This is a genomic window from Pseudomonas brassicacearum subsp. brassicacearum (assembly GCF_008801605.1).
GTDB classification, from domain to species: domain Bacteria; phylum Pseudomonadota; class Gammaproteobacteria; order Pseudomonadales; family Pseudomonadaceae; genus Aquipseudomonas; species Aquipseudomonas brassicacearum.
Genome location: NZ_VZPJ01000009.1, coordinates 70073 through 83018, shown reverse-complemented (window position 1 = coordinate 83018; position 12946 = coordinate 70073). Strand labels below are relative to the sequence as shown.

Below are 12946 nucleotides of genomic sequence, written 5' to 3'. Positions count from 1 at the left end.
CTCAATCTTCCTTCGGCACAACCCAGAAAACCTGCACACCACCATCGTCGCGATAGGCGAGGGTCACGTTGTCGTTCTCGTCGATTTCTTCCAGCAGGCGCTCCCACTCATCCACCGGCTCGTCGGGAAGACGGAAGATCAGGGCTGCCTTGGCTTTTTGCGCGGTGGGGGCGTTGATGATTTTCGAGACCCGCAGGCCGAGTCGTGTATAGGAATCTAAAGGGGTAGTTGCAGCGGAGGGCGGGGCCACAGGATTATCCTTATTAAGCTGTACGTGCATACAGTATTTAACCGTAGGCAATTACGCAACTGCTTAAAATTCAAGAAAATCGTCTGACAGCACTTTTTTCGTTTTGGTGTAGGCGAAAGGAATTTTTTATTGGCTGGCATAAATGGGTGGATCAACCGCTCTGGCCTGTGGCGGATTTGCGCGAGCGCTAAAGAAATTGCTTTGGCGGGCGATGTCCTGCGTAGGAATCCCACCCATGGAGTTTTGTCATGTCGTTTACAGTCGGCTTTCCCAACGCGGCGGCCGTGACCATCGGCGGTCAGTCCGCAGCCACCCTGAAGGCCTTGAATGAGGCGAGTACCGAGGCCGCCGATGAGGCCCTTGGCGAGACGCAAACGCCCGGCAAAGTCCGTGCGGGGGCGGGCGCGGAAGCGACCGATCAGGCACAAGAGAGCGGCAGCACCCAGAGCATTGCCGTCCAGATTTTGCTCAAGCGGATGCAAGAGCTTCAGCAACAGCTCAGGGAGCAGCAGCAACAACTGGCCGCCGCACAGGCGCGCGACTACCCAACGGCGGAAGCCAAGACCTCGGCGGTCATGGCGGCCCAGGGACAGATCGCCGACACCAGTGGCGCGTTGCTGGAGGTCACCGGCCGTTTGGTCACGGAGCTGGCAAAGGGCGCCAGTTCGGGTACGGTGGTCAATACGACGGCCTGAACTGCGACGTTGCGGATGAAACCGCAACGTTGACAAATCCCCGAAGCCTTACCATAGTTCACTTCACGCAAACGTTTGCGCGGCGTTCCGTGCATTGATTTGCTCACAATAATCATAAGATCGGAGTGAACCCATGAAGTTGCCATTCGCTGGACGCCTTCTCGCTGTTGCCATGCTCGCGGCCGCATCCGCTGCGCTGCCTATCTCCTCGGCATTCGCCCAGACCGCAGAAAAACCCAAGGTCGCCCTGGTCATGAAATCCCTGGCCAACGAGTTCTTCCTGACCATGGAAGACGGCGCCAAGGCTTATCAGAAGGAACACTCCGCCGATTTCGACCTGATCTCCAACGGGATCAAGGATGAAACCGACACTGCCAACCAGATTCGCATCGTCGAGCAGATGATCGTGTCCAAGGTCGATGCGCTGATCATCGCGCCAGCGGATTCCAAGGCCATGGTTCCGGTGATCAAGAAAGCCGTCGACGCTGGCATCACCGTGATCAACATCGATAACCAGCTCGATCCGGTCGTCGTCAAAAGCAAGAACATCAATGTGCCGTTCGTAGGCCCGGACAACCGCAAAGGGGCGCGCCTGGTGGGCGAGTACCTGGCCAAGCAGCTCAAGGCCGGTGACGAAGTCGGCATCATCGAAGGCGTGTCCACCACCACCAATGCCCAGGCACGCACCGCGGGCTTCAAGGACGCGATGGAGGCGGCGCAGGTCAAGGTCGTTTCCCTGCAATCGGGTGACTGGGAAATCAACAAGGGCAACCAGGTTGCCGCGTCGATGCTCAGCGAATACCCGAACATCAAGGCCCTGCTGGCCGGTAACGACAGCATGGCGGTCGGCGCTGTATCGGCCGTGCGCGCGGCGGGCAAGGCGGGCAAGGTGCAGGTAGTCGGCTACGACAACATCAATGCCATCAAGCCGATGCTCAAGGATGGTCGTGTCCTGGCGACGGCCGACCAGTTCGCCGCCAAGCAGGCCGTGTTCGGCATCGAGACGGCGCTGAAGATCCTCAAGGGCGAAAAAGTCGACAGCGGTATCAACGGCGTTATCGAAACTCCGGTCGAGCTGGTGACCAAGTAGTTATCCTGGCGACACAACGGTGCTCGCCCATCCGGGCGAGCGCATTGGAGAGTTTGTTATGTCCGTTCTCGACCCGAACGCTGTCCTGTGCGTCAGCGGTATCGGCAAGACCTATGCCCAGCCTGTACTGACCGATATCAACCTGACGTTGATGCGCGGTGAAGTGCTGGCGCTGACCGGCGAAAATGGCGCCGGCAAAAGTACCTTATCCAAGATCATCGGCGGGCTGGTGACGCCGACGACCGGGCAGATGCAGTTTCAAGGTCAGGATTATCGTCCTGGCAGTCGGACCCAGGCTGAAGAGCTGGGCGTGCGCATGGTGATGCAGGAACTCAACCTGCTGCCGACGCTTTCCGTGGCCGAAAACCTGTTTCTCGACAACCTGCCCAACCACGGCGGCTGGATCAGTCGCAAGCAATTGCGCAAGGCGGCCATCGAGGCCATGGCCCAGGTGGGGCTGGATGCAATCGATCCCGACACGCTAGTCGGCGAACTGGGGATCGGTCACCAGCAGATGGTCGAGATCGCCCGCAACCTGATCGGCGACTGCCATGTGCTGATTCTCGATGAGCCGACGGCGATGCTGACGGCCCGTGAAGTCGAGATGCTCTTTGAGCAGATCACTCGTCTGCAGGCTCGCGGCGTGTCGATCATCTACATTTCCCATCGCCTCGAAGAACTGGCGCGGGTCGCCCAGCGCATTGCCGTACTGCGCGATGGCAACCTGGTTTGCGTCGAGCCGATGGCCAACTACAACAGCGAGCAACTGGTGACCCTGATGGTCGGCCGGGAGCTGGGCGAGCATATCGACCTGGGCCCACGCCAGATCGGCGCGCCGGCGCTGACGGTTAAAGGCCTGACACGCTCCGACAAGGTCCGCGACGTGTCCTTTGAAGTGCGCAGTGGCGAGATCTTCGGTATCTCCGGCCTGATCGGGGCAGGGCGCACCGAACTGTTGCGGCTGATCTTCGGTGCCGATACCGCCGACAGCGGCACGGTGGCGCTGGGTTCGCCGGCCCAGGTCGTGAGCATTCGCTCCCCGTCCGATGCGGTGGCCCATGGCATCGCGTTGATCACCGAAGACCGCAAGGGTGAAGGCCTGCTGCTGACCCAATCCATCGCCGCCAACATTGCCCTGGGCAACATGCCGGAGATTTCCAGCGCCGGCCTGGTCAATGGCGATGCTGAACTGGCCTTGGCACAGCGGCAGGTCAATGCCATGCGCATCCGCAGTTCCAGCCCGACCCAGTTGGTGTCCGAGCTGTCGGGTGGTAACCAGCAGAAAGTCGTGATCGGGCGTTGGCTCGAACGCGATTGCGCGGTCATGTTGTTCGACGAGCCGACCCGTGGCATCGACGTCGGCGCCAAATTCGACATTTATGCGCTGCTCGGCGAGCTGACGCGCCAGGGCAAGGCGCTGGTCGTGGTGTCCAGCGACCTGCGGGAGCTGATGTTGATCTGTGACCGGATCGGCGTGCTGTCCGCCGGACGCCTGATCGACACCTTCGAGCGCGACAGCTGGACCCAGGATGACTTGCTTGCCGCCGCATTCGCCGGCTACCAGAAACGTGATGCGTTGCTCAATGAAGCAGCGCCTAGGGATTTTTCATGAAAACCGCACCTGCCGTCGGCAAATCGAGTGGCAACTTCTATGGTCTCGGGACCTACCTGGGCCTGGCCGGCGCGCTGCTGGCCATGGTCGCGCTGTTCTCGGCCCTGAGCAGCCATTTCCTGTCCTATGACACCTTCAGTACCTTGGCCAACCAGATTCCGGACCTCATGGTGCTGGCGGTCGGCATGACGTTCATCCTGATCATCGGTGGCATCGACCTGTCGGTGGGGTCGGTGCTGGCGCTCGCGGCATCGACGGTCAGCGTGGCCGTGCTCGGCTGGGGCTGGAGCGTCTGGCCATCGGCCTTGCTCGGCATGGCCGTGGCGGCGCTGGCGGGTACGGTCACCGGTTCGATCACCGTGGCGTGGCGGATCCCATCGTTCATCGTCTCCCTCGGCGTGCTGGAAATGGCCCGAGGCCTGGCGTACCAGATGACCGGCTCCCGGACCGCCTACATCGGCGACTCGTTCGCCTGGCTGTCCAATCCCATCGCCTTTGGCATCTCACCTTCGTTCATCATCGCCTTGCTGGTGATCTTCATTGCCCAGGCAGTGCTGACCCGTACGGTGTTCGGCCGTTACCTGATCGGCATCGGCACCAATGAAGAAGCCGTGCGCCTGGCCGGTATCAATCCAAAGCCTTACAAGATCCTGGTGTTCAGCCTGATGGGCTTGCTGGCCGGTGTGGCTGCGCTGTTCCAGATTTCGCGCCTGGAAGCGGCGGATCCGAATGCCGGTTCAGGGCTTGAGCTGCAAGTCATCGCTGCCGTGGTCATCGGTGGCACCAGCTTGATGGGTGGGCGCGGTTCGGTCATCAGCACCTTCTTTGGCGTGCTGATCATCTCCGTGCTGGCGGCGGGCCTGGCGCAAATCGGCGCTACTGAGCCGACCAAGCGCATCATTACCGGTGCGGTGATCGTGGTGGCAGTCGTGCTCGATACCTATCGCAGCCAGCGCGCCAGTCGGCGGGGCTGAACCATGGCGACGATCAAGGATGTAGCAGCGCTCGCCGGGATTTCCTACACCACCGTGTCCCACGTGGTGAACAAGACGCGACCGGTCAGCGAGGAAGTGCGGCTCAAGGTCGAGGCGGCCATCGAGCGCCTGGACTACGTGCCCAGCGCCGTGGCCCGATCGCTCAAGGCCAAGACCACGGCGACCATCGGCCTGCTGGTGCCCAACAGCCTCAACCCTTACTTTGCCGAGTTGGCCCGGGGGATCGAGGATTACTGTGAGCGCAACGGCTATTGCGTGATCCTGTGCAACTCCGACGACAACCCGGACAAGCAGCGCAGCTACCTGCGGGTGCTGCTGGAAAAGCGCATCGATGGCCTGATCTTCGCGTCCGCCGGCGGTGATGTCGGCTTGGCCGAGGGGCTGTCCAACGTGCGCACGCCCATGGTGATCGTCGACCGCGGGCTCGAGGGCGTCGACGCAGACCTGGTGCGTATCGATCATGAATACGGCGCTTACCTGGCGACCCGGCACCTGCTGGAGCTGGGTCACCGCGATATCGCCTTCATCGGTGGCCCGGCCAACACCAGCGTGGCGCAAATGCGCTTGGCCGGTTACTGCCGTGCGTTGAAAGAGGCCGGGATCGAGCTGCCCGTCGAGCGCATGCTCGAGAGCGATTTCACCAGTACCGGCGGCTACCGCGCCGCTGCGCAACTGCTTGAACAGCAGCCGCCGAGCGCGATTTTTGCGGCCAACGACATGATCGGCATCGGTGTGCTGCGCGCCGCCGCTGAACGTAACGTGCGCGTGCCCAGCGAACTGTCGGTCATCGGTTTCGATGACATCCAGATGAGCCGTTATGTCTACCCGGCGTTGACCACGGTAGGGCAGTCGATCCTGCAACTTGGCGAGATGGCGGCCGAAGTGCTGCTGCGACGAATTGCGACGCCGGGCCTTGCCGCCGAGCAGCGGATCGTGACGCCGAGTATTGTCCTGCGAGAGTCGACTGCACCGCTGTCCGGTACATTCGCCCAATACCGCTGAACCGAATTGATGAGTAGTGATGTATGCCAGCAAAAGTAGTGGTAATAGGCAGCCTGAACATGGACCTGGTAACCCGGGCGCCGCGTCTGCCGCGTGGTGGTGAAACACTGATCGGCGAGTCGTTCTCCACCATCCCGGGCGGCAAGGGGGCCAACCAGGCGGTGGCCGCCGCGCGCCTGGGGGCGCAGGTATCGATGGTCGGTTGCGTGGGCAATGATGCCTACGGCGAACAATTGCGTAACGGGTTGTTGGCCGAGGGCATCGACTGCCAGGCGGTCAGCGTGGTGGAGGGGGCCAGCGGCGTGGCGCTGATCGTCGTCGACGACAACAGCCAGAATGCGATCGTTATCGTCGCCGGTGCCAACGGTGCGCTCACCGCCGAGGTCCTGGACAGTGTCGATGAAGTGCTGCAAAGCGCCGATGTTGTCATCTGCCAGCTCGAAGTGCCGGATGCCACCGTCGGCCACGCCCTCAAACGCGCTCGTGAGTTAGGCAAAATCGTCATCCTCAACCCGGCGCCAGCCTCGCGGAGATTGCCGGCCGACTGGTACGCCTGCATCGACTACCTGATTCCCAATGAAAGCGAAGCAGCGGTCTTGAGCGAACTGGCGGTGGACTCCCTGGAAACCGCCGAAGCCGCCGCGGCGCATCTGATCGCCGCTGGCGCCGGCAAGGTGATCGTGACCCTGGGTGCCCAGGGGTTGATGTTTGCCAACGGCGCCAGCTTCGAACACTTCCCGGCCCCACGGGTCAAGGCAGTGGACACCACGGCGGCCGGAGACACCTTTGTCGGCGGCTTCGCGGCAGCCCTGGCCAGCGGCAAAAGCGAGGTCGACGCGATTCGTTTCGGCCAGGCCGCCGCCGCGCTGTCGGTCACCCGCGCGGGCGCGCAGCCTTCAATCCCCACGTTGCTGGAAGTACAGGCTTTCAAATCATGAAAAAGACGCCGTTGTTGAATGTGGCACTGTCACGACTGATCGCTTCCCTGGGCCATGGCGACAAGGTGGTCATCGGTGATGCCGGCCTGCCCGTGCCGCCCCATGTCGAATTGATCGACCTGGCCCTGACCCATGGCATTCCTGACTTTGTCAGTACCTTGAAGGTGGTGCTCAGCGAAATGCAGGTGCAAAGCCATGTCCTGGCCGAGGAGATCCTCGATAAACAACCGTCGGCCCTGACGACCCTGGAGGCGCTGCATGCCGAGGGTGCGCTGGGCGAGCGGGAGCTGGTCAGCCATGAACAATTCAAGATCATCAGCCGACAGGCGCGGGCGATCATTCGCACAGGCGAGTGCTCTCCGTACTGCAATATCGTGCTGGTCGCTGGAGTGACGTTCTAACCCTCTTCAACCCTGCACAAGGAGTGCGCCATGCACCGCTATGCTCAGAAAATGCATCAACTGATCCGGAGTCTGCTGCTTTTGTCATTGATCACTGCTACGAGCGCCCAGGCGGCGGAAAAAATCGACCTGATCATCGACACCGATCCAGGGGCTGACGACGTGGTGGCGCTGTTGTTCGCCCTGGCGTCGCCCGAGGAGCTGCATATCCGTGCGCTGACCACCGTCGCCGGCAATGTGCGCCTGGACAAGACCTCTCGCAACGCTCGCCTGGCCCGGGAATGGGCGGGGCGCGAAGACGTGCCCGTGTATGCCGGTGCGCCGAAACCGTTGATGCGCACGCCGATCTACGCGGAAAACATCCATGGCAAGGAAGGCCTGTCGGGTGTCACCGTGCACGAGCCGAAGAAAGGGTTGGCCGAAGGCAATGCCGTCAACTACCTGATCGACACGCTCAAGGCGGCCAAGCCACACAGCATCACCATTGCCATGCTTGGCCCGCAGACCAACCTGGCCCTGGCGCTGGTGCAGGAGCCCGATATCGTCCAGGGCATCAAGGAAGTGGTGATCATGGGCGGTGCGCATTTCAACGGCGGCAATATCACGCCGGTGGCTGAATTCAATCTGTTCGCCGACCCGCAGGCGGCCGAGGTCGTGGCCAAGAGCGGCGTGAAGCTGACGTACCTGCCGCTGGACGTGACCCACAAGATCCTCACCAGCGAAGCGCGCCTGAAGCAGATCGCGGCGCTGAACAACAATGCCAGCAAGCTGGTGGGCGATATCCTCAACGAATACGTCAAGGGCGACATGGAGCACTACGGGATGACGGGCGGGCCGGTGCATGACGCGACGGTGATTGCCTATCTGCTCAAGCCGCAGTTGTTCACTGGTCGTTCGGTCAATGTCGTCGTGGACAGTCGCGAGGGCCCGACGTTCGGGCAGACCATCGTCGACTGGTACGATGGCCTGAAAGCACCGAAGAACGCGTTCTGGGTGGAAAACGGTGATGCCCAGGGCTTCTTCGACCTGCTGACCGAGCGCCTGGCGCGCCTCAAGTAACCTGCCTGGCTATGCGCCCGCAGGTTGGGCCTGCGGGTGCGTGAGTATCAGTCCACGGCGTCGACCACGCTCGGGTAGCGTTCGAATGCCTGCTGGATGAAGTTGCGGGCGACCTCCGTCCCCAGTTCCCTCACCAGCAATTCTATGCCGATGATTGCCAGTTCCTCGGGGCTGCTCGGGCTATAGGAGCTATGGCCCTCCGACCATTTGGCATTGATGGTGGCTTCGATGCTGACGGTGCTCATGGTAGGGCTCGCGAGTTGGAGGGCTGTAAGTGGAGTTAAGCATTTTTGCCCCCGGTTTGGCACTGCGACTTAGGCATTGGAGGAGGGCTGTGCGACACTCTTTTTTTTGTTTTTAAAGGAGCCCCGCCGTGCAGATCGATTTGAACGCTCCGGATGGCCTGACCCTCGAGGCGGTTCGCCAATTACTGGCTTCGGCCAGTGATGACGAGCATACCCAGCTGCGCGTGACCAAGGGCGGTATCGCCTATTTGTCCTCGGGTGTGGTCGGTGGCGCTGACATCGATGGTTTGCTGTTTCGGCTCGAGACCTGGGCGAAGGGCTCGGGATATGTCGGGCGGGTCGCTGCCAGCGACGAGGTCTGGGTCATGCAGATCTACAATGCGCTGAAGGATAACTGGCCCAATCCTCCGTTCGATTACATCGACGTTTATTGAGCGGCGTTCATATCCAGTCACGATTCATGTCTGAACAGCGGTAGCGGCTCAGGCAAACTGCTGGTTTTCCGGATGAGCCAGACCGAGGGCTGTGGTGTTGAAACCAAGCGCCGTTTGGGTTGTCGCACGCTCTCTGTTTATTTATCGAAAAAGGAGGCTTCATGCCTTGGAAGCTCGCGTCATTGAGTACTCTGTTGGCCGCTGTGGTCTTGAGCGGTTGCAGCAGCACCTCGGAATCGACCCCCGAACCCGTGGCGACCGAGACCGGTCACAGCCGCTGCGAAGCAAAGGGCGCCGAGTTCGCCATTGGCAAGCAGGCCTCGCCACAATTGCTGGAGCAGGCTCGTACCCGTGCCGGCGCGCAGATTGCCCGGATCCTCAAGCCCAACGACATGGTGACGCTTGAGTACCGCTCCGATCGCCTGAACCTCAATACCGATGCCAACCTGGTAGTCAACCGGGTGAACTGCGGCTGACAGGCGGTTTTCAATCGCCCACAAAAAACCCCGTCACATGGACGGGGTTTTTTTAGTGCGCCGAGAAATTACTCTGGGCGAACCTGTGCAGCTTGCATACCCTTTTGGCCTTTCTCAGCCACGAAGGAAACGGTCTGGCCTTCTTTCAGGCTTTTGAAACCGTCGCTTTCGATAGCTTTGAAGTGTACGAACAGGTCGTCACCGCCACCTTGAGGAGTGATGAAGCCGAAGCCTTTTTCATCGTTGAACCATTTAACGGTGCCGGTTTGGCGATTAGACATGGTGTATCTCCAAGAAACATATATTTTCAGTGTACTGTGCTGCTCAGGCCAACTGGGCACACCCGGGTATCATAGTCGAAATGTTCGATTTGGGACCCCCCCAGACGCGCTGTTTGCCAATCAGTCGTGTTTACTTTACTGCCTTTACCCGCTGAAAGGCCCGGTTTTAAAGGCTTTCAGCCGAAAGTAAAGACGATAAAAAAAGCTGTAAAACCTGAATAAATCGTTCAAAAAAGCCTGAAATCAGAGCTTTTCAACCCTGCCGGGCCTGTTCAGGAACCCTGCTTTCTCACTTTTTCGCCTTGTTGTCGGCCTTGCATTTTGCGATCTCCCCCAGTGCCTTTTGCTGCAGCTGTGGGGTGGCCTTGTTGTCCATCAAGGCCTGGATGTCCGCGGCTGGATAGGACTTGATCGCATCGGCGCCACAGGCGCAATGCGCCTTGGCAGCGGCCGGGCCGATCTGGGGCGTTGCCGCCTCGGTGCATTGAGCCATGTATTTTTCGCGCTCGCCTTTGGGCCAGTCGGCATGGGCGGTCAGTGGGAGCAGCAGGGCGAGGGGGGCGACTACTGCAAACAATGTATTGAGACGCATGCGAAGATGCTCCTTTCGGGTCGATGTCTTGATATCTGAGGCGTTGCGCTCGGTTCAGTTCAGCACTCTGGCATAAAAACCGTGGATTTACGCCTGCTTCAATTCGAGCGCGGCGATGACCGTTCATCTGTGCTAGCATGCCGGGCTCGGGTATTTCCAGGCTGCGGATGACAACTCGTCCCGGCGGCAAATGTTCGAATAACCCTGATTTGAATCCCAGTCACTCTGGTTCGGTTTTCCCGGTTGGCCGCAAGGCTCCTGCCGCTGTAAGGCAGGCGTTCGTCATTGAATGGCCTGGACTGGATCTTGTACTGGCTCATCCCAACCCACGTGACCTTTGGTAGGGGTCACCACTAGGAGAGGAGGCGCCATGCCAACTATTACTCTTCCCGACGGCAGTCAACGTTCATTCGATCACCCGGTTTCCGTAGCCGAGGTCGCCGCATCCATCGGCGCGGGCCTGGCCAAGGCGACCCTGGCCGGCAAGGTCAACGGCAAGCTGGTCGACGCCAGTGACGTCATCGACAGCGACGCCACGCTGCAAATCATCACGCCAAAGGATGAAGAGGGGCTGGAGATCATTCGCCACTCTTGCGCGCACCTGGTCGGCCATGCGGTCAAGCAGCTGTACCCAAGCGCGAAGATGGTCATCGGGCCAGTCATCGACGAAGGCTTCTATTACGACATCGCCTTCGAGCGTCCTTTCACGCCGGAAGACATGGCGGCCATCGAACAGCGCATGCAGCAGCTGATCGAGAAAGATTACGACGTCATCAAGAAAGTCACCCCGCGCGCCGAAGTCATCGAAGTCTTCAAGGCCCGTGGCGAGGACTACAAGCTGCGTCTGGTGGAAGACATGCCGGACGAGCAGGCCATGGGCCTGTACTACCACGAAGAATACGTCGACATGTGCCGTGGCCCGCACGTGCCGAACACGCGTTTCCTGAAGTCCTTCAAGCTGACCAAGCTGTCCGGCGCCTACTGGCGTGGCGATGCGAAGAACGAGCAGTTGCAGCGCGTCTATGGCACTGCCTGGGCGGACAAGAAACAACTGGCGGCCTACATCCAGCGCATCGAAGAAGCCGAGAAGCGCGATCACCGCAAGATCGGCAAGCGCCTGGGCCTGTTCCATACCCAGGAAGAGTCCCCGGGCATGGTGTTCTGGCACCCGAACGGCTGGACCCTGTATCAGGTGCTCGAGCAGTACATGCGCCAGGTCCAGCGTGAGAACGGCTATCTGGAAATCAAGACGCCGCAAGTGGTGGACCGCAGCCTGTGGGAGAAATCCGGGCACTGGGCCAACTACGCCGACAACATGTTCACCACCCAGTCGGAAAACCGCGACTACGCCATCAAGCCGATGAACTGCCCATGCCACGTGCAGGTGTTCAACCAGGGCTTGAAGAGCTACCGCGAGCTGCCGATGCGCCTGGCCGAGTTCGGTGCCTGCCACCGCAACGAGCCGTCGGGTGCGCTGCACGGCATCATGCGCGTGCGTGCATTCACCCAGGACGATGCACACATCTTCTGCACCGAAGAGCAGATGCAGGCCGAATCCGCCGCCTTCATCAAGCTGACCATGGACGTCTATCGGGACTTCGGCTTCACCGAAGTCGAGATGAAGCTGTCCACTCGTCCGGAAAAACGCGTTGGCTCCGACGAGCTGTGGGATCGCGCCGAAGCGGCCCTGGCCGCCGCCCTTGATAGCGCGGGCCTTGCGTACGACCTGCAGCCGGGCGAGGGGGCCTTCTACGGTCCGAAAATCGAATTCTCGCTGAAAGATTGCCTCGGTCGTGTGTGGCAGTGTGGTACCTTGCAGCTCGATTTCAACCTGCCGATCCGTCTGGGCGCTGAATATGTGTCCGAAGACAACAGCCGCAAGCACCCGGTCATGCTTCACCGCGCGATCCTCGGTTCGTTCGAGCGTTTCGTCGGGATTCTGATCGAACACTACGAGGGCGCGTTCCCTGCGTGGCTGGCGCCGACCCAGGCAGTGATCATGAATATCACTGATAAACAGGCAGATTTTGCCGCCGAAGTCGAAAAAACTCTCAATCAAAGCGGATTTCGTGCCAAGTCCGACTTGAGAAATGAAAAGATCGGCTTTAAAATCCGCGAGCATACTTTGCTCAAGGTTCCCTTTCTCTTGGTTATTGGAGATCGGGAGGTCGAGATGCAGACTGTCGCTGTGCGTACTCGTGAAGGTGCTGACCTGGGCTCGATGCCCGTCGCCGAATTCGCTGAGTTTCTCGCGCAAGCGGTTTCCCGGCGTGGTCGCCCAGATTTGGAGTAATTATTATTAAGCGTGAAATGAGACAAGATAAACGAGCTGCACCGAAAGCCCCGATCAACGAGAATATCTCGGCACGCGAGGTTCGGTTAATTGGCGCTGACGGCGAGCAGATTGGCATCGTCTCGATTGATGAAGCGCTTCGTATTGCTGAAGAAGCCAAGCTTGATCTGGTAGAAATTTCCGCAGACGCAGTCCCACCGGTTTGCCGGGTGATGGACTACGGCAAGTCGATCTTCGAGAAGAAGAAGCAGATTGCCGCGGCGAAGAAAAACCAGAAGCAGATTCAGGTAAAAGAAATCAAGTTTCGTCCAGGGACGGAGGAAGGGGATTACCAGGTAAAACTGCGCAACCTGGTACGTTTCCTGAGTGACGGGGACAGGGCCAAGGTATCCTTGCGATTCCGCGGCCGTGAGATGGCCCACCAGGAGCTGGGGATGGAACTCCTCAAGCGGGTTGAACAAGACCTGCTCGAGTACGGTTCGGTCGAACAGCATCCTAAGATGGAAGGACGCCAGCTGATCATGGTCATCGCCCCGAAAAAGAAGAAGTAATCACCAGGGCACGGCAGGCCTTGCGATTATGT

General features: G+C 60.0%; 16 protein-coding genes. 12 read left to right on the top strand and 4 right to left on the bottom strand.

Going from position 1 to position 12946, the window contains the following annotated elements; genetic code table 11:
• Nucleotide 1 precedes the first annotated feature (1 nt).
• Complete coding sequence (locus F7R20_RS20320) at nt 2–301, bottom strand: DUF1654 domain-containing protein (protein ID WP_027913013.1); 300 nt, start codon at nt 299–301, stop codon at nt 2–4.
• 197 nt (nt 302–498) lie between these two features.
• Between F7R20_RS20320 and F7R20_RS20315 the strand changes: the two genes are divergently transcribed.
• The 8 genes from F7R20_RS20315 (at nt 499) to F7R20_RS20280 (ending at nt 8042) form a co-directional block, all read left to right on the top strand.
• Nucleotides 499–945, top strand: coding sequence for a hypothetical protein (locus tag F7R20_RS20315; RefSeq protein WP_003203651.1), 447 nt, complete (start codon nt 499–501; stop codon nt 943–945).
• 133 nt (nt 946–1078) lie between these two features.
• Nucleotides 1079–2035: a sugar ABC transporter substrate-binding protein gene (locus F7R20_RS20310; protein ID WP_003203649.1), complete on the top strand. Its 957-nt coding sequence runs from the start codon at nt 1079–1081 to the stop codon at nt 2033–2035.
• A gap of 58 nt (nt 2036–2093) precedes the next feature.
• Entirely contained in the window at nt 2094–3647 is a 1554-nt protein-coding gene (locus F7R20_RS20305) for a sugar ABC transporter ATP-binding protein (protein ID WP_003203647.1), read from the top strand.
• Entirely contained in the window at nt 3644–4621 is a 978-nt protein-coding gene (locus tag F7R20_RS20300) for an ABC transporter permease (RefSeq protein ID WP_003203644.1), read from the top strand. Before F7R20_RS20305 ends, F7R20_RS20300 begins: the two co-directional genes overlap by 4 nt.
• A 3-nt stretch (nt 4622–4624) precedes the next feature.
• A complete protein-coding gene (locus F7R20_RS20295; protein WP_003203642.1) occupies nt 4625–5644 on the top strand; it encodes a LacI family DNA-binding transcriptional regulator in 1020 nt (339 codons plus the stop codon).
• Nucleotides 5645–5667: 23 nt separating this feature from the next.
• Nucleotides 5668–6582 carry a ribokinase gene (gene rbsK / locus F7R20_RS20290; RefSeq protein WP_003203640.1) on the top strand — a complete coding sequence of 305 codons (915 nt, stop codon included), beginning with the start codon at nt 5668–5670 and terminating at the stop codon, nt 6580–6582.
• The gene (rbsD, locus tag F7R20_RS20285) at nt 6579–6983 is read left to right on the top strand and encodes a D-ribose pyranase (protein WP_003203638.1); all 405 of its coding nucleotides are present in this window, start codon (nt 6579–6581) and stop codon (nt 6981–6983) included. The genes rbsK and rbsD overlap by 4 nt, the downstream gene beginning before the upstream one ends.
• 30 nt (nt 6984–7013) lie before the next feature.
• Nucleotides 7014–8042 (top strand): nucleoside hydrolase, encoded by a 1029-nt coding sequence (locus F7R20_RS20280; RefSeq protein WP_003203636.1) that lies wholly within the window; start codon nt 7014–7016, stop codon nt 8040–8042.
• Between the two features lie 47 nt (nt 8043–8089).
• On the opposite strand, the gene F7R20_RS20275 is transcribed toward F7R20_RS20280, so the two are convergent.
• Nucleotides 8090–8287: a hypothetical protein gene (locus tag F7R20_RS20275; protein ID WP_003203634.1), complete on the bottom strand. Its 198-nt coding sequence runs from the start codon at nt 8285–8287 to the stop codon at nt 8090–8092.
• A gap of 128 nt (nt 8288–8415) precedes the next feature.
• On the opposite strand from F7R20_RS20275, the gene F7R20_RS20270 reads away from it, so the two are divergent.
• Both F7R20_RS20270 and F7R20_RS20265 read left to right on the top strand, forming a co-directional pair.
• Nucleotides 8416–8721, top strand: a complete 306-nt coding sequence (locus F7R20_RS20270; protein ID WP_003203632.1) for a hypothetical protein — start codon at nt 8416–8418, stop codon at nt 8719–8721.
• A 161-nt stretch (nt 8722–8882) separates the two neighbouring features.
• The gene (locus F7R20_RS20265; RefSeq protein WP_003203630.1) at nt 8883–9197 is read left to right on the top strand and encodes an I78 family peptidase inhibitor; all 315 of its coding nucleotides are present in this window, start codon (nt 8883–8885) and stop codon (nt 9195–9197) included.
• A gap of 68 nt (nt 9198–9265) precedes the next feature.
• On the opposite strand, the gene F7R20_RS20260 is transcribed toward F7R20_RS20265, so the two are convergent.
• Together F7R20_RS20260 and F7R20_RS20255 are read right to left on the bottom strand one after the other, a co-directional pair.
• Nucleotides 9266–9478: a cold-shock protein gene (locus tag F7R20_RS20260; RefSeq protein ID WP_003179963.1), complete on the bottom strand. Its 213-nt coding sequence runs from the start codon at nt 9476–9478 to the stop codon at nt 9266–9268.
• A 289-nt stretch (nt 9479–9767) separates the two neighbouring features.
• Nucleotides 9768–10070, bottom strand: coding sequence for a hypothetical protein (locus tag F7R20_RS20255; protein WP_003203628.1), 303 nt, complete (start codon nt 10068–10070; stop codon nt 9768–9770).
• Nucleotides 10071–10440: 370 nt separating this feature from the next.
• On the opposite strand from F7R20_RS20255, the gene thrS reads away from it, so the two are divergent.
• Both thrS and infC read left to right on the top strand, forming a co-directional pair.
• Entirely contained in the window at nt 10441–12363 is a 1923-nt protein-coding gene (gene thrS / locus F7R20_RS20250; protein WP_003203626.1) for a threonine--tRNA ligase, read from the top strand.
• On the top strand, nt 12363–12914 hold the full coding sequence (gene infC / locus F7R20_RS20245; RefSeq protein WP_169432615.1) for a translation initiation factor IF-3: 552 nt from the start codon (nt 12363–12365) through the stop codon (nt 12912–12914). The genes thrS and infC overlap by 1 nt, the downstream gene beginning before the upstream one ends.
• Nucleotides 12915–12946 lie beyond the last annotated feature (32 nt).